The organism is Agromyces sp. NPDC058104 (assembly GCF_042884835.1).
Classification (GTDB): domain Bacteria; phylum Actinomycetota; class Actinomycetes; order Actinomycetales; family Microbacteriaceae; genus Agromyces.
In genome coordinates this window covers 1184448-1201445 of the sequence record NZ_JBHVTD010000001.1, presented here as the reverse complement: position 1 = coordinate 1201445, position 16998 = coordinate 1184448, and the positions used below count along the sequence as shown (strand labels likewise).

Here is a 16998-nt window from a genome sequence, read left to right as displayed (position 1 = left end):
CCATGCCGGTCATCGACAACGCGATCTACGTCGACGGTCGGCGGGCCGCCTCGCCCGCCGCGCTCGCCGACACCTTCGAGGCCCTCGAGCGGCATGCCGGCGGGTTCGCCTGGATCGGGCTGTACCGTCCCGACGCGGCCGAGCTCGGCGTCGTCGCCGAGGAGTTCGGCCTCCACGAACTCGCCGTCGAGGACGCGCTCAGCGGCCACCAGCGCGCGAAGCTCGAGCGCTACGGCGACACGCGGTTCATCGTGCTGCGCCCCGCCCGCTACCTCGACGCCGAGGAGCGGGTCGAGTTCGGCGAGGTGCACCTCTTCGTCGGCGGCGACTTCGTGGTCGCGATCCGCCACGCGGAGAAGCCCGACCTCGGGCGGGTGCGCGCCCGGCTCGAGGGCGAGCCCGAGCTGCTCGCGCGCGGCCCCGTCGGCGTGCTCTACGCGGTCGTCGACCAGATCGTCGACGAGTACGCCCCCGTCGTCGCGGGACTCGAGAACGACATCGACGAGATCGAGGAGCAGCTCTTCAGCGGCGACGACGCGGTCGCGAAGCGGATCTACGACCTCTCGGGCGAGGTCATGGAGTTCCAGCGGGCGGTGAAGCCGCTGCGCGAGATGGTCGAGACGATCCGCGGCGAGCTGCACGACGACGCGGGCGACCCCGAACTCGAGCTCCGGCGCGGATTCCGGGACGTGCTGGACCACGTCATCCGGATCACCGAGCGCGCGGAGGAGTATCGCCAGACCCTGCAGAACGCCCTCAGCGTGCACGCGACGCTCGTCGCACAGCGCCAGAACGAGGCGAGCATCGCGCAGAGCGAGCAGACCAAGAAGATCTCGAGCTGGGCGGCGATCTTCTTCGCGCCGTCGCTCGTCGCGGGCATCTACGGCATGAACTTCCACAACATGCCCGAACTCGGCTGGAGCGCGGGCTACCCGTTCGCCATCCTGCTCATGTTCGTCTCCGGCTTCATCCTGTACCTGATCTTCAAGTCGAAGCACTGGTTGTGATCCCCCGATGCCCCGGGGCGCTCCGCGGCGGCGGCCACTCGTCCGGCATCCCGAACGCGGCCCTTCCCGAGTCATCCGATCGCGATTAGCGTTGGGTCATGACCGCGATCACCGATGATCTGCCCGCCCGTCTGCTGCACGAGGAGCACGCCGGGTGGCGTGCGATCGTCGAGGGGCGCGGGGGTGAGCACTACCAGCGTGCGATGACCCGCGACGCGCTCATGGTCGTCGAAGGGGCCGTCCTCGGCCGCGACGAGATCCTCGCCGCATTCCGCAGCACGCCCCCGTGGGACGCGTACGAGCTGCACGAGCCGGCCGTCATCCGGCTCGGCGACCGCGCCGGGGTCGTCGTCTACCGCGCGGTCGCGCGCCGCGGCGACGACGAGGTGAACCTCCGCATGTCGACGACGTACCTCTACGACGACGGCGCCTGGCACGTCGCGGCGCACCAGCAGACGCCAGCCTGAGTCGTCGCCCTTCCGGGTCGTCCCCCGTTTCGGGGGCACCTTCGTCGGCATCCCCGGTGATCGAGGGGATGCCGCGCGCTCGATGTACCCCGTTCTCGGGATTGTCGCTCGCGCCGGGTCGGAGTTGGCTTGGCGTCGAATCGAGTCAGAGGGGAGACTCCGCCATGTCAACCGCACTTTCGCGCCGGCTCGTCGCCGGTGCAGCCGCCCTGCCGTTCTTCGCCGTGAGCGTGCTGGGGGCCGGCATCGCCGCGAACGCGAGCGCGCCGGTCGGCGGCGACCACCGCGTGCCGTACTGCCATGCCACGCACAGCGCCAAGAACCCGTTCGTCTACATCGAGACCGACAAGCTCGCCGTGGTCAAGGCGCATGCCAAGCACCAGGACGAAGAGGACGTGTACCCCGGCTTCTGGTACGACGACCACGGCACGCCCACCTGGTTCGAGGGGCGCGGCGATCCCGACTTCGCCGAGAACGGCTGCGTGGAGGACGAGCGTCCGCCGCAGTGACGTCCGCCGCAGCGATGACGAAGGCCGGCCGGATCGCCCGGCCGGCCTTCGCTCGCGTGATGCGGTGCGTTCCGCCGCTCAGTCGGTGCCGAGGTCGAACGCCGAGGCCTCGTTCGCCGCGTCGGTCGCCGCTTCGAGCTCGGTCTCGGCCGGGCCCGCGAGGATCTCGGCCGCGCCGCCGCCCGCCGCGAGGTCGCCGACGAGCGCCGCCGTCGCACCTCCCACCAGGTTAAGGTGCGCGTACTGCTCGAGGCGGGCGCGCGAGTCGGCGATGTCGAGGTTGCGCATCGTGAGCTGCCCGATGCGGTCCTCGGGGCCGAACGCCTGGTCGCCGACGCGCTCCATCGAGAGCTTCTCGGGCTGGTAGCTGAGCGCCGGGCCCGTCGTGTTCATGATCGTGTAGTCGTCGCCGCGGCGCAGGCGCAGCGTGACCTCGCCCGTCACGGCCGACGCGACCCAGCGCACGATCGACTCGCGCAGCATGAGCGACTGCGGGTCGAGCCAGCGGCCCTCGTACATGAGCCGGCCGAGGCGGCGGCCCTCGTTGTGGTAGTTCGCGATGGTGTCTTCGTTGTGGATCGCGTTGACGAGACGCTCGTAGGCGATGTGCAGCAGCGCCATGCCCGGGGCCTCGTAGATGCCGCGCGACTTCGCCTCGATGATGCGGTTCTCGATCTGGTCGCTCATGCCCAGGCCGTGGCGGCCGCCGATGGCGTTCGCCTCGAGCACGAGTGCGACGGCATCGTCGAAGCGCACGCCGTTGAGCGCGACGGGGCGGCCCTGCTCGAACGTGACGGTGACGTCCTCGGTGGGGATCTCGACCGACTCGTCCCAGAACTTGACGCCCATGATGGGTTCGACGGTGGTGATGCCGGCGTCGAGCTCCTCGAGCACCTTGGCCTCGTGCGTCGCACCCCAGATGTTGGCGTCGGTCGAGTAGGCCTTCTCGGCGGAGGCGCGATAGGGGAGGTCGCGCTGCTGCAGCCACTCGCTCATCTCGGCGCGGCCGCCGAGCTCGGTGACGAACTCGGCGTCGAGCCACGGCTTGTAGATGCGCAGGCGCGGGTTGGCCATGAGGCCGTAGCGGTAGAACCGCTCGATGTCGTTGCCCTTGTAGGTCGAGCCGTCGCCCCAGATGTCGACGCCGTCCTCGAGCATGGCGCGCACGAGCAGCGTGCCCGTGACGGCCCGGCCGAGCGGCGTCGTGTTGAAGTAGGCCTTGCCCCCCGAGCGGATGTGGAAGGCGCCGCACTGCAGCGCGACGAGCCCCTCTTCGACGAGCGCGGCGCGGCAGTCGACGAGTCGCGAGAGCTCGGCCCCGTACTCGAGGGCGCGCCCGGGCACCGCCTCGACGTCGGGCTCGTCGGGCTGGCCGAGGTCGGCCGTGTAGGTGCAGGGCACCGCGCCCTTCTCGCGCATCCACGCGACCGCGACCGAGGTGTCGAGGCCGCCGGAGAAGGCGATGCCGACGCGTTCGCCGACGGGCAGGCTGGAGAGGACTTTCGACATGCGTTCCAGCCTACCGGCCGCGCCGGTGGGTGCGTCGGGCCGCGTCGCCCGTCGTGGGGGGCCCGCGACGGGCCCCCTTCATCGGCCCGAAACACGCCCCGCGATAAGGTGGAGTGTGACTCCAGAAGAAACTGCCCCGGGGCCCGAGGCGTCGCTCGCCGACGAGCCCGAGGTCCGTCAGGCGCTGGCCGAGGCCGATCGCGCCTCCGTCGCGGCGGTCGTCGCGGAGCATCCGTCATCGCCGCTCGCCTGGACCGAGCTCGCCGACCTCGCCGACTCCGAGGGGCGCGCGATCGAGGCCTTCGCCTACGCGGCCGTCGCCGTCGAGCTCGCACGCGAGCAGCTGAGCGCGTCGGGCTGGCAGCCCGGCAGTGCCGTGCCGTGGGCCGACGAGCCCAACCGCGCGTACCTGCGCGCCCTCGACACGCAGCGCCGCGCCGCCGCCGGCCTGGGGCTCGAGGAGCGCGCCGGCCGCCTCGCCGACGAGCTCGCGAGCGCCGACGCCGAGGCGCCCGCCCGCATCGCGAGCGAGTTCACGCCCACCCAGCTGATGCCCGTCGTGCCCGCCGCGCTGTTCGCGCCGGCCGAGGCCGCCGCGGCTCCCGCAGACCGAATCGAAGAACCCGCCGTGCCCACCACGGCAGGAGAGGACTGACATGCCCGCGGCCGTACTCATCGGTGCACAGTGGGGCGACGAGGGCAAGGGCAAGGCGACCGACCTGCTCGGCTCGCGCCTCGACTACGTCGTCAAGTTCAACGGCGGCAACAACGCGGGTCACACCGTGGTCGTCGGCGACGAGAAGTACGCGCTGCACCTCCTGCCGTCGGGCATCCTGACGCCGGGCGTCACGCCCGTCATCGCGAACGGCGTCGTCGTCGACATCGAGGTGCTCTTCGAGGAGCTCGAGGGCCTCGAGGCCCGCGGGGTGGATGTGTCGAAGCTCAAGGTGTCGGCCAACGCGCACCTCATCACGCAGTACCACCGCACCCTCGACAAGGTGACCGAGCGCTTCCTCGGCAAGCGCCAGATCGGCACCACCGGCCGCGGCATCGGGCCGTCGTACGCCGACAAGATCAATCGCGTCGGCATCCGCATGCAGGACCTGTTCGACGAGAACATCCTGCGGCAGAAGGTCGAGGGCGCCCTCGACCAGAAGAACCACCTGCTGGTGAAGATCTACAACCGCCGCGCCATCGGCGTCGACGAGGTCGTCGACGAGCTGCTCGGCTACGTCGACCGACTGCGCCCGATGGTGACCGACACCTCCCTGCTGCTGCACGAGGCGATCGAGCGCGGCGAGACGGTGCTCTTCGAGGGCGGCCAGGCCACGATGCTCGACGTCGACCACGGCACCTACCCGTTCGTGACCTCGTCGAACGCGACGAGCGGCGGGGCGATCACCGGCTCGGGCATCGCGCCGAACAAGATCGACCGCGTCATCGCGGTGATCAAGGCGTACACCACCCGCGTCGGCGCGGGCCCGTTCCCGACCGAGCTCTTCGACGAGTGGGGCGACTTCCTCACCGAGCAGGGCCACGAGTTCGGCACCACCACGGGCCGCAAGCGCCGCACCGGCTGGTACGACGCCCCGATCGCCCGCTACGCTGCGCGCATCAACGGCGTCACCGACTTCGTGCTGACCAAGCTCGACGTGCTCACCGGCATCGAGAAGATCCCGGTCGCGGTCGCGTACGACGTCGACGGCGAGCGCTTCGACGAGATCCCCGTGTCGCAGTCCGACTTCCACCACGCGAAGCCGATCTACGAGGAGTTCCCCGGCTGGACCGAGGACATCTCGGGTGCGCGCGAGTTCTCCGACCTGCCGGCGAACGCGCAGGCCTACGTGCGCGAGCTCGAGGCCATGAGCGGCTCGCGCATCTCGGCGATCGGCGTCGGACCGGGCCGCGACGAGATCGTGACCCTGCACGACCTGCTCGACTGACGCCACCGCGCTCTGTCACCCCGGCCCTTCCCCGGTTCACACCCCCTTCGATAGTGTCGGAGCAGGGTGCGCGCTCTACCGCGTACCCGTTGCGGCGCCACCGCCGCGAGCAAGGGGGAGTAGATGTCGATCGTTCGTCGTACGCTCGCGGGGGCCGCGGCCCTGCTCATGGCGGTCGGATTGGCCGCGCCGGCAGCAGCACCCGCCTTCGCCGCCCCCGATGACGCCGAGTTCATCCTCGCCAAGTCGGTCGTCCCCGACGACTCGCCCTATGGTCCCGGCGACCAGTTCAGCTACACGATCGAGCTGACCTGCAACAGCAACCTCGTCGACACCTGCGTGAACGCCGTGCTCAGCGACACGCTGCCGTCGCCCCTCGTCTTCGATCCGAGCGTCGAGCCTCCGGTCGAGGTGAACGGCGGCGGCGCGTCGACGGTCACCGTCGACGGCTCAGACTTCACGGTCGACTTCGAGACGGACGGGTCGGCCGGGACGGGCCTGCCGTCGGGGCAGAAGGTCACGATCACGGTCTTCGTGGAGATCCCGACCGACGTCAGCGCCGACGTCAACGACGCCGAGATCGTGAACACGGCGACGGCCACCGCCGACAACGCGCTGACGGTCGAGGAGAGCGCCGCCATCACGATCGAGGTGCCCGAGGTGCTCGACTCGACCGTCACGAAGTCGGTCGACGACCACCAGCCCGACGGCACCCCCGGCGTGCCCGCGCTGCCCGACCAGCCGGTCGACTACACGATCGGCGGCGGCAACGCCTCGAACCGCTCGGTCGACGAGATCGTCGTACAGGATCCCGCCGACGGCGTCGCGAGCCCGTTCGACGGGTACTTCGACTTCACGGGAATCACGTCGATCACCCCGCCGGCCGGCGCCGATCAGGTCGAGATCGAATGGCTGGATGCCGACGGCAATTGGACGTCGGCGTACGGGCCCGGACCGATTCCGGCCGACCCCTCCGGCATCCCCGTCGGCGTCCCCCAGGAGGACGTGAAGGGGCTCCGCTTCACCTTCAGCTCGTCGACCGGCGACCAGTTGCCGCCGTCGGGCGACGAGCCAGCCCAGATCGGCATCGGCGCCGCGACGAACGACACGGTGCTCGGAATCCCGCTCGACCAGTCGGTGCAGGTGCCGAACACGGCCTCGTCGAACGTGGTGGTGCACGACACCCCGAGCACGCCGAAGACGGCGCCCGGGAACGTCGTCGTCTCGAACACCGGCCCGTTCGTCGAGGTCACGAAGAACTTCGCCAACCCGAACCTGCTCGCGGGGCAGCAGACCACCGCGACGATCGAGGCGACCAACGGGTTCAGGCCGGTGACCGAGATGGTCATCCAGGAGCCGACGCCTGGCCAGCCGAACCTCGCCGATCAGGGGCTCACCTTCGCCGGCTTCACGACCGGGGTCACCTGGCCGCCGAACGCCACCGGCGCGACGATCACCTACGAATACGCCGACGGCCAGACCGAGACGCTCACGGCCGGCACGCCCAACACCCTCCCCGACCCCGAGCTGGAGGACTCCGACGAGGTCGTCGGCTTCACGGTGACCTTCACCGGGCCGATCATCCAGAACGGCGCCGCCACCGTGCCCTTCGACGTCGTCGCGCAGCCCGTCGACGGCGAGGACGTCACCTCGACGAACGAGACCACGTCGATCGTCACCGACCAGACGGGCAAGAGCGGCGACGACACGGCCAGCGACGACTCGACCCGCCAGCCGGGGCGCGTCTCGACGACCATCGACAAGAACATCGCGCGCGACTCGCAGTGGGCCGTGCCCGGCTCGACGACCGACGTGAGCTTCATCGCCCACGTGAACGACCAGGGACCGAACGCCTCGACGGTCGGCTCGGACGTGCTGGTCATCAGCGACCCGGCCGACCCGCAGGCGGGAGCGGTCGACCCGTTCTGGAATGCCTTCGACCTGAGCCAGATCGTGGCGGGCGTTCCGGCCAACGCGGATCTCCAGGTGAACTACTGGGACGGCAGCGCCTGGGTGCCGCTGCCCGGCGGCCAGCTCGACGGCGAGGGGACGCTCGTGCTCTCGGTGCCTGGCGGCACCGCGCCCGTGACGCAGGAGCAGATCCAGGGCATCCAGTTCGTCTACACGCCGAAGGAAGGCGAGCTCCTGCCGCCCGGCTTCCAGGCGGCCCCGACGATCACGGTCGAGACCCGCGACCAGTTCCGCGACGGTTCGGGCTCGGTCGCGGATGCCGCGGCCGACGCCGACCCGCTGACCGTGCCGAACCTGGCCGGCTCCGAGGTGCACAACGACAACGACGTCACCCCCGACGACAACACGGCGACCGACGGCGACCAGATCGACCTCGACCCGATCGACGGCGGCGACGGCCCCGACCTCTTCGAGAAGCACTGGCTCATCGATGCCGCCGATCCGCTCTTCGCGTTCACCGAGGACCGGCGGACCGCCCGCATCTCGTGGTCGACCGAGGGCGTGCCCTTCGAGACCGTCGCGATCACCGACGACCCGACGGCCGGCCCCGGCTATGACGACACGACGATCGCGAACTCGGCGTTCGATGCGTGGAACCTCGTCGAGATCGCGCCGATCGACGCGAGCCTCGATGCCTCGATGCAGTACGACCGGGTGTCGAAGGTCGAGCTGTTCGCATTCGACGACGCCGCGGGCACGGGCGAGTGGGTCGACATCACGAGCAAGGCCTGCGCCACGGCCGCCGACTGCGACGGGGCCTTCCCCGGCTACGTGCTCGAGGCCGACGAGGTGCAATCGACCAGGGCCGTGCGGCTCACCTACGCCGAGGGCTCGGCCCGCGGCGGCGCGGGGCAACCGACGGCCGGCTCGGGGGTTGCGCCCTCGTACGGTCACGACCGCGACCTCGACCTCGTGTTCGAGCTGCGCGACTTCACGCGCAGCACCGGCGGACCGGTGACCGGCACGCTGCACACCGAGGACTTCAACTCGGGCCAGCCCGGCGTCGTGAACAACACGGCCCAGATCCAGGGCGAGGGACCCCAGCCCATCGAGCAGACAGATGACGACCTCATCACGATCCTCGACGCGACCGTGAACGTCTCGGTCTCGAAGACCTTCGACCAGGCGAGCCTGCCGATCCCGCCCGAGACCACGCCGGCCGAGACCTATCCGCTCGTGAACGCGACGATCACCGCCAGGAACGAGACCGAGGCGGAGGTGCAGACGCTCTCGGTCGCCGACCCCGCGCCGGGGAGCTCGACGAACACCTACGACCTCCTGAACCTCTACGCGATCGACACGATCACGGTGCCCGACGCGGCGACCTCGTCGACGGTCACCCTCACCCGGGAGGGTGGCGGAACGACCGACTACACGATCGAGGAGGCGCTCGCCCTCACCTCGACCGAGCTCGTCGACGTGATCGGCTTCTCGGTCGTGCACACCGACGCCGACGAGGTCGTCATCGAGTCGAAGGCCACGGCTTCGGTCGTGCTGACCTTCCAGCTGCGCAAGACCGAACGCAGCAACCCGGCGAACCCCGTCACGACGGCCGATCTCGCGACGAACGTCGCGGGAGCGACAGTCGAGCGGCCGGGCGGCGACCCGGCCATCGACTCCGCGACCGGCACCGGTACCGACACGCTGCCCTTCGCCGCGGCGAGCTACGGCGTGGTGGCGCAGAAGGACATCCAGACTCCGCCGACCTCGGCCGATCGGAACGACCGGGTCGAGGACGAGCCGCGCGAGGGGTACACGATCGCACTGACCGGCCAGCCGACCGGCAACGTGCGCACGACGGTGCTCACGATCACCGACGACGACCCGACGTTCTGGAACCAGTTCGAGTTCGCGGCCTTCCCGGCGGCGACCCTGCCGAGCCCGGTTCGCCAGGTGCGGGTCTCGGCGCTCACCGGGGTCGACTACGCCTTCGACGGCGGAACGAACGTGCTGAGCCAGAGCTGCGACGGCGCGAGCGACCTCACCGACTGCTGGACGGTCGGCGAGTGGCAGACCGCCGACGCCGGCGGTGTCGTGACACCGGTGCTCCCGGGCGGCGTCGCCGAGGGCGACGTGCTCGGCCTGCGCTTCGAGTTCCGCGTCGACGACGCGGCCTCGAACTGGGAGAACCCGATCAACCCGGTCGTGCCGATCGCGTTCACGGCGAACCAGCTCATCGACCTGCGGTACGGCCCGAACGGCGAGACCGACGTCCCCGTGCCGTCGACCCAGCCGGGCATCGCGGTGCCGGTCGCTCCCGGCGAAACCGCGGCGGGCACGACGACCGACACCGTGGACGTGCACGGCGAGGGATCGTGGACGGGCGAGGGCGGCACACAGTGGTCGGCCGACGACGACGCGACCGACGCGACCGTGCTGAAGCACCTCGTGAACGGCATCAGTGTCGTGAAGACACCGGGCAACGGCAGCGACGGGGCCGCCGCTCAGAAGTTCCCGCCGTCCGGTGCGATCCCGTATCGGATGACGGTCACGAACACCGGGCAGTGGCCGATCACGGGTCTGGAGCTCACCGACCAGGTCGCCACCGACGCGAACGGCTCGCTGCTGGTTCCCCGGCCGAACGTCACCCCGACCTTCGGGTTCACGCTCATCGCGGCCGACGGCACGGTACTGGATGCCTCCGGCTTCGCCGGCGAACTCGACACGACGACCGGGCTCGTGACGATCACCGTGCCCGACGGCTTCGTGTTCGAACCGGGCGAGCGCCTCGTGATCACCGCGGCGCTGCAGTTCCGCGCCGCGCTTCCCCCGGGCACCCCGGTCGGCAACACCATCACCGCGACGAGCGACCGCACCTTCGACACGTGCGACTCGAGCAGTCTCGGCACGATCACGAACCCTCAGACCACCGACGTCGAGAGCTGCGCGGCGAACACGACGGTGACCCCGAGCGCCGCCGCGCCGATCTCCCTCGTGAAGGGCGTCAAGGGCACTGCGGCCGGCGTGCCCGGCGCCCCGGTGGGCGATCAGAACCACGACGACCTCGGCGTGCTGAACACCACCGGCGACGCGACCGGCTGCGCCGAGCCGAACTCGGTCATCGCGGGGTTCTATCGCAGCAACTGCGTGCCGATCACCCGCCCCGGCGGCGTCGAGACGTGGGCGCTGAGCTTCACCAATCTCGGCAATGTCCCGGCCGAGTCGATCGCGGGCATCGACGTGCTCCCGGCGATCGGCGACACCGGCGTCACCGTCGGCACCGCCCGCGGCTCGCAGTGGTCGCCGATCTTCCTCGGCAACATCACGGCGCTCGAGCGCGCCACCGAGGCATCGGCGACGTTCGCCTACATGACCACGGTGCCGAACCGGGCGTGCAATGCGAAGGACATCGAGTGGAGCACCCGCACCGGCTCCATGCCCACGACCGACCCGTGCTACGCCGACGTGAGCACCCGCGACTGGATCCCGTTCACGAACACGACGCCCCTTGCGGAACTCGCGACCGCCAAGGCGATCAAGGCCGTCGTCGTGTGGCAGGCCGGCCAGGGGCTCGCCCCGGGACACACGGGTGCGCTGACCTTCGACACCCTGACGCCGCTCGCGCTGCCGAACGCCGACGACGGAGGGCTCCCGATCGCCTGGAACGCCGTCGCCGCCGGCTCGCGTGCCGACTTCAGCGGCACCGAGATCTACCAGGGCCCGGTCGAGCCCGTGCGCTCGGGCGTGGCCGTGCCGACCGGCGAGATCGCGCTCCAGAAGGCGGTCGACCTCCCGGCGGACTGGCCCGAGACGATCCCGCTGCCCGAGTCGTACGACTTCGACGTGCAATGCACCTCGGGCGGCGAGGCCGTGACGCTCGTCGACCCGAGCGGAGCGTCGGCGACGCCGGTGACCGTGCCCGCCGACGGCACGGTGGTCGACTACGGCACCGGCACCAACCTGCCCCTGTACGCCGACTGCACCGTGCAGGAGGTGCCCTCGCAGGGGGCGACCGTGACGTACGATCCTGCGGATCCAGACGACCCGACGAAGTCGGGCCCGGTCGAGGCGAAGCGCGACCTCTCGGGGCTCGACGACGTGCACCACGGTGCGCCCGCCGACGGTGCGCTCGAACAGGTCACCGTCACGAACACCTACGAACTCGGCGGGTTCTACGTCGTGAAGGACGTCGTCGACGGCGGCGCCGTCGACCAGGACGGCGAGCCGATCGAGATCGACCCCGACCTCGAGTTCGAGTTCACGGCGAGCTGCATCTTCCTGGGCGAAGAGGTGATCCCGGAGTCCGATCGGACGTTCACGCTCAAGGACGGCGACCAGAAGATCTTCGATGCGCTGCCGGTCGGTGCCGAGTGCACGGTCGTCGAGACCGGTGCGGGCGGTGCCACCGACACGACGATCACGGTGGCCGAGACGGATGGCGAGGACCAGGTCATCGACGGCGACACCGCCGAGTTCGAGATCAGGCCCGACGTCGACAACGAGCACGTGACAGCCCTCGGCGTGGTCAACACCTACACTGTGGGGTCGATCTCGGTCACCAAGGACGTGACCGGCGCGGGCGCCGCGGCCGCGGCCGACTCGTTCGAGGTGCGGCTCGTCTGCACCTGGGATCAGGCGACGACGAACCCGGTCTACGACGCAACGCACACCATCGCCGACGGCGAGACCTGGCCGGTCGACGACCTGCCGACCGGTGCCGAGTGCACGGTCACCGAGCCCGACACGGGCGGCGCGACCCAGGTCGTCATCACGCCCGATCAGCCGATCACGATCGGCGTCGCGGGCGAGGACGGCGACCCCGTCGTCGTCACCGTGACGAACGACTACCGCCTGGGCGGCTTCGAGATCGCGAAGACGGTGTCGGGCCCCGGCGCCGGCTTCAGCGAGGGCGTCGACTTCGAGTTCGACTACCTCTGCACCTACGACGGCGCCACCGTCGGCGAGGGAACGCTCACGGTCGCGGGCGACGGCACCGCCGGGCCGCTCACGAGCGAGGCCGTCACCGGCCTGCCGGTCGGCGCCGAGTGCACCGTCACCGAGACCGACGCGGGCGGAGCCGACGCGCTGCCCGAGCCGGTCGTCGTGACGATCCCCGACGAGGTCGACGGCAACGCGCAGGTGACGACCGCCGAGGTCGACAACCGCTTCTCGGCGGGCACCGTCTCGGTCACGAAGGCGCTCGCGGGCGAGGCATCCGATGACCCCGACTTCGTGAACGCCACCTACACGGTGCACGTCACCTGCTCGCTCACCGAGGGCGGCACGCCGCTCTTCGACGGCGACGTCGAGGTGACGGGCGGCCAGACGGTGACGGTCACCGACCCGGCGACGGGCGACCCGCTGCTGCTGCCGCTCGGCACGCACTGCTGGGGCGAGGAGACCGACGACGCCGGGGCGACCTCGTCGAGCGTCGACTTCGACTCGTTCGACGACGCGGTCGTCGTGGTCGCCGACGACGGCGATGAGCCGCAGCCGCTCGAGCTCACCGCGACGAACACCTTCGACCTCGCCGACCTCGTGATCGAGAAGGCGCTCGACGGCGACGCGGCCTCCTACGCCGAGGACAAGACGTTCCAGATCCTCGTGACGTGCACGCTCGACCGCGGCCCGGGCAACGACCCGGTCGTCAGCTACGACCAGGAGCCCGTCGAGCTGCAGGGCGGGGAGCAGGCGACGCTGACCGGCATCCCGATCGGCTCCGACTGCTACGCAGAGGAGCCCGACGGGCAGGGGGCGTGGGAGATCCGGATCAGCGCGACGGCCGACGATCCCGTGACCGTCGACGGCGGTGAGACGCCCATCACGATCACGGTGACGAACGTGTACCCCGACGCGGGCTTCTCGGTCACGAAGCAGATCGAGACCGACGCGGTCGACCAGGACGGCAACCCGATCGAGACGGACCTCGTCTTCCGGTTCCATGCGATCTGCACCTTCGAGGGCGAGACCGTGCTCGACGTGGAGTTCGAGTTGCGCGACGGCGCCACGCAGTCGTTCGACGGCCTGCCCGCCGGCGCCGACTGCACCGTCGAGGAGACCGCCGCGCGCGGCGCCGTGACCTCGATGGTCGTGACGCAGAACGGCGAGTCGGAGGACCTCGGCGAGACCTCGAGCGCCGAGTTCGTGCTGCAGCCCGACGTCGACGACCAGGCCGTCAACGCCGTGACCATCACGAACTTCTACCCGGTCGGATCGGTGGAGATCGTGAAGTCGGTCACCGGGACCGGGGCCGACGCGTGGGGCGGCACCTTCGGCGACTTCGAGGTGCGGCTCGTCTGCACCGTGCCCGTGGCGGTGCCCGACGTCGTCTACGACGCCACCCACACCCTCACGAAGGACGCCCCCGGCGACGTCTGGATCGTCGAGAACCTGCCGACGACCGCCGAGTGCCAGGTGACCGAGCTCGACGACGGCGGGGCGACCCAGTCGACGGTGACGCCCGAGACCTTCGTCGTCGGCGACGACGCGACCGCGGAGCCGGTCAGGGTCGACATCGTCAACGACTTCCGCACCGGTGCGCTCGACGTGCTCAAGCACGTCGCCGGCCCCGGCGCGCCGGCGTTCTCGGAGGGCGAGTACACCTTCCAGGTCGTCTGCACCTACGAAGGCGAGACAGTGGTCGACCAGGAGCTGGTGGTCGAGAGCGACGGCGGCGAAGGTCCGTTCACGAGCGAGACGATCACCGGCATCCCGGTCGATGCCGTGTGCGTCGTCACCGAGACCGACCCGGGCCACGCCGACGAGCCGGCGGCACCGGTCACGGTGACCATCCCCGACCAGGCCGAGGAGGGCGTCGAGACCGTCGTCACCGCCGGCTTCGTGAACGAGTTCTCGCTCGGCACGGTCGAGCTCACGAAGGACGTCGACGGCGACGCCGCCGACGCCGAGTGGGTCGTCGACGAGGTGTTCACCGTGCAGGTCACGTGCCAGCTCGAGGTCGACGGCGCGATCGTGACGCTCTACGACGCGCCGGTCGAGATCAGGGGCGGGGAGACGGTCGAGATCGTCGACGCCGAGGGCGACCCCGTGCAGCTGCCGCTCGGCACCCGCTGCTTCGGCGTCGAGACCGACGACGGCGGCGCGACCGCCTCGAGTGTCGACTTCGGCTCGTACGACGACGCGGCGATCGTCGTCGAGTCGGACACCGCCCAGCTGCTGACGCTGACGGCGACCAACACCTTCGACTCGGGCTCGCTCGAGCTCGAGAAGACGGTGTCGGGTGCGGTCGACCAGGCCGACGGGAAGACCTTCGAGATCGAGCTCATGTGCGTGTTCGACCGCGGCGGGAACGAGCAGTTCATCGCGCTCGACGAGACCGTCTCGATCGCCGCGGGCGAGACGAAGGCCTTCGGCGATCTGCCGATCGGCGCGGAGTGCTGGGCAGAGGAGACCGACGCGGGCGGCGCCGCCGAGGTGACGGTGAGCGCGACCGAGGCGAGTCCCGCCGTGGTCGGCGCCGACGAGGCCGTCACGATCACGGTCGACAACCGCTTCGACCCGCCGATGGCCGCGACGGGTGTCGACGGGGAGCGGCTGGCGCTCTGGATCGGCGGGGCGCTGCTGCTGGTCGGCGCCGGATTCGGCGCGCTCCTCATCGCCCGCAGGCGGCGCAGGGCGGCGTGAGCGCGAGGCCCGGCGACGGCGCAGGGCGCCGCTGATGCGATGAGGGGATGCCGCGAAGCATCCCCTCATCGACGGCGGCGCCGTCACGACCCGCCTCCCGCGAGAGCCGAACGTCCCGTGGAAGGATCGGCGTATGACGCAGAACGATGCCGCCGACACCATCATCGCCCAGCAACGCTCCCTGCTCGCGGCGTTGCCGTTCGGAGACACGCGAGACCTCGAGGCAGCGGAGCGCGGCTTCATCGGCACACTCGCCGACCCGGTCGTCCGCAACCAGGCGGGTGAGATCGTGTGGGACGCGAGCAGCTACGACTTCCTCACGGGCGACGCGCCCGACACGGTGAACCCGAGCCTCTGGCGCCAGTCGAAGCTCGTCGCGAAGCACGGCCTCTTCGAGGTCGTGCCCGGCCTCTACCAGGTGCGCGGTCTCGACCTCTCGGTCATGTCCCTCGTCGAGGGCGACTCGGGGGTCATCGTCATCGACCCGCTCATCTCGAAGGAGACGGCAGCGGCCGCGGTCGCCCTCTACCGCGAGCACCGGGGCGACCGGCCGATCACCGCAGTGATCTACACGCACTCGCACATCGACCACTTCGGCGGCGTGCAGGGCATCGTCGACCAGGCGCAGGTCGACGCCGGCGAGGTGCAGGTGATCGCCCCCGAAGGGCTCGTCGATCACGCCGTCGCCGAGAACGTCTACGCGGGAACCGCCATGGGTCGCCGGGCCGGGTACATGTACGGCGCGGCCCTCGCACGCGGCCCCAAGGGCGCCGTCGGCGCGGGATTGGGCCAGACGACCTCGGTCGGCGAGGCGACGCTCATCGCGCCGACGCTGGAGATCACCACGACCGGCGAGACGCACACGGTCGACGGGGTCGAGATCGTCTTCCAGATGGCACCGGGCACCGAGGCGCCGAGCGAGATGCACTTCTACTTCCCGAAGTACCGGGCCCTGTGCATGGCCGAGAACGCCACCCACACGCTGCACAACCTGCTCACGCTGCGCGGCGCGGTCGTGCGCGACCCGCACGTGTGGTCGCAGTACCTGACCGAGGCGATCGAGCGGTTCGGCGGAGATGTCGAGGTCGTCTTCACCTCGCACCACTGGCCGACCTGGGGCAACGCCGAGATCCACGAGTTCCTCGGGCTCCAGCGCGACCTGTACGGGTACCTCCACGATCAGACGCTGCGGATGCTCAACCAGGGCATGCAGGGCGCCGAGATCGCCGAAACGATCCAGCTGCCGCCCGCCCTCGAGAACGCCTGGCACGCCCGCGGCTACTACGGATCGGTCAGCCACAACGTCAAGGCGATCTACCAGCGCTACATGGGCTGGTTCGACGGCAACCCGGCTCGGCTCTGGCCGCACCCGCCGGCGGCGCAGGCGACCCGCTACGTCGAGGCGATCGGCGGCATCGAGCGCGTGCTCGATCTCGCACGGCAGGCGTTCGACGGCGGCGACTTCCGCTGGGCGGCGACGCTGCTCGACCACGCCGTGTTCGCAGAGCCCGGCAACGAGGCGGCGAAGGCGCTCTACGCCGACACGCTCGAGCAGCTCGGCTACGGCGCCGAGAACGGCACCTGGCGCAACTTCTTCCTCTCGGGTGCGACCGAGCTGCGGGAGGGCAATTTCGGCACGCCCACCGTCACGAACGCACCGGCCATCCGCGCGCAGCTCTCGCCCGAGCAGCTCTTCGACGCGCTCGCCATCACGGTCGACGGTCCGCGGGCGTGGGACCTCACGCTCGCGTTCGAGATCACGCTCACCGACCTCGACCGCAGCTTCCGGCTCACGCTGCGCAACGGGGTGCTCGTCTACGTCGAGAAGGCACCGAGCGGCACGGCACCGCTGCACCTCTCGTTGACGAAGCCCCGGCTGATCGCGCTCGCGGCCGGAGACTTCGGCTCCGAGGGCGTCGGGGTCTCGGGCGATCTCGACGTGCTGAAGCAGCTGCTCGCGGTGCTCAGCCCCGGCGACCCGGCATTCGAGATCGTGCTGCCCTAGGGT

General features: G+C 70.5%; 8 protein-coding genes. 7 read left to right on the top strand and 1 reads right to left on the bottom strand.

Features of this window, described 5'->3' with window-relative positions:
- Positions 1-2 precede the first annotated feature (2 nt).
- The 3 genes from ACFVTH_RS05665 to ACFVTH_RS05655 all read left to right on the top strand — a co-directional run bounded on the left by ACFVTH_RS05665 (position 3) and on the right by ACFVTH_RS05655 (position 1983).
- Positions 3-1007 carry a magnesium and cobalt transport protein CorA gene (locus tag ACFVTH_RS05665; protein WP_387087560.1) on the top strand — a complete coding sequence of 335 codons (1005 nt, stop codon included), beginning with the start codon at positions 3-5 and terminating at the stop codon, positions 1005-1007.
- A 98-nt stretch (positions 1008-1105) separates the two neighbouring features.
- Positions 1106-1474 (top strand): nuclear transport factor 2 family protein, encoded by a 369-nt coding sequence (locus tag ACFVTH_RS05660; RefSeq protein ID WP_386941143.1) that lies wholly within the window; start codon positions 1106-1108, stop codon positions 1472-1474.
- A 164-nt stretch (positions 1475-1638) separates the two neighbouring features.
- On the top strand, positions 1639-1983 hold the full coding sequence (locus ACFVTH_RS05655; RefSeq protein WP_387087558.1) for a hypothetical protein: 345 nt from the start codon (positions 1639-1641) through the stop codon (positions 1981-1983).
- A gap of 78 nt (positions 1984-2061) precedes the next feature.
- Here the strand turns inward: ACFVTH_RS05655 and argG are convergent, their stop codons facing one another.
- The gene (gene argG, locus ACFVTH_RS05650) at positions 2062-3492 is read right to left on the bottom strand and encodes an argininosuccinate synthase (RefSeq protein WP_387038460.1); all 1431 of its coding nucleotides are present in this window, start codon (positions 3490-3492) and stop codon (positions 2062-2064) included.
- Between the two features lie 115 nt (positions 3493-3607).
- On the opposite strand from argG, the gene ACFVTH_RS05645 reads away from it, so the two are divergent.
- From ACFVTH_RS05645 to ACFVTH_RS05630, 4 genes are all read left to right on the top strand, one after another.
- The gene (locus tag ACFVTH_RS05645; RefSeq protein WP_387087556.1) at positions 3608-4147 is read left to right on the top strand and encodes a DUF3151 family protein; all 540 of its coding nucleotides are present in this window, start codon (positions 3608-3610) and stop codon (positions 4145-4147) included.
- A 1-nt stretch (position 4148) separates the two neighbouring features.
- Complete coding sequence (locus ACFVTH_RS05640; protein WP_387087554.1) at positions 4149-5435, top strand: adenylosuccinate synthase; 1287 nt, start codon at positions 4149-4151, stop codon at positions 5433-5435.
- Positions 5436-5558: 123 nt separating this feature from the next.
- The gene (locus ACFVTH_RS05635) at positions 5559-14990 is read left to right on the top strand and encodes a DUF5979 domain-containing protein (RefSeq protein WP_387087552.1); all 9432 of its coding nucleotides are present in this window, start codon (positions 5559-5561) and stop codon (positions 14988-14990) included.
- Positions 14991-15123: 133 nt separating this feature from the next.
- Positions 15124-16995 carry an alkyl/aryl-sulfatase gene (locus tag ACFVTH_RS05630; protein ID WP_387087550.1) on the top strand — a complete coding sequence of 624 codons (1872 nt, stop codon included), beginning with the start codon at positions 15124-15126 and terminating at the stop codon, positions 16993-16995.
- The last annotated feature ends 3 nt before the right edge of the window (positions 16996-16998 follow it).

Bases quoted from the DNA above. Each gene is read 5' to 3' on its own strand.
- ACFVTH_RS05665 (WP_387087560.1), top strand. From the start codon at position 3: ATGCCGGTCATCGACAACGCGATCTACGTCGACGGTCGGCGGGCCGCC.
- ACFVTH_RS05655 (WP_387087558.1), top strand. From the start codon at position 1,639: ATGTCAACCGCACTTTCGCGCCGGCTCGTCGCCGGTGCAGCCGCCCTG.
- argG (WP_387038460.1), bottom strand. From the start codon at position 3,492: ATGTCGAAAGTCCTCTCCAGCCTGCCCGTCGGCGAACGCGTCGGCATC.
- ACFVTH_RS05635 (WP_387087552.1), top strand. From the start codon at position 5,559: ATGTCGATCGTTCGTCGTACGCTCGCGGGGGCCGCGGCCCTGCTCATG.
- ACFVTH_RS05640 (WP_387087554.1), top strand. From the start codon at position 4,149: ATGCCCGCGGCCGTACTCATCGGTGCACAGTGGGGCGACGAGGGCAAG.
- ACFVTH_RS05660 (WP_386941143.1), top strand. From the start codon at position 1,106: ATGACCGCGATCACCGATGATCTGCCCGCCCGTCTGCTGCACGAGGAG.
- ACFVTH_RS05630 (WP_387087550.1), top strand. From the start codon at position 15,124: ATGACGCAGAACGATGCCGCCGACACCATCATCGCCCAGCAACGCTCC.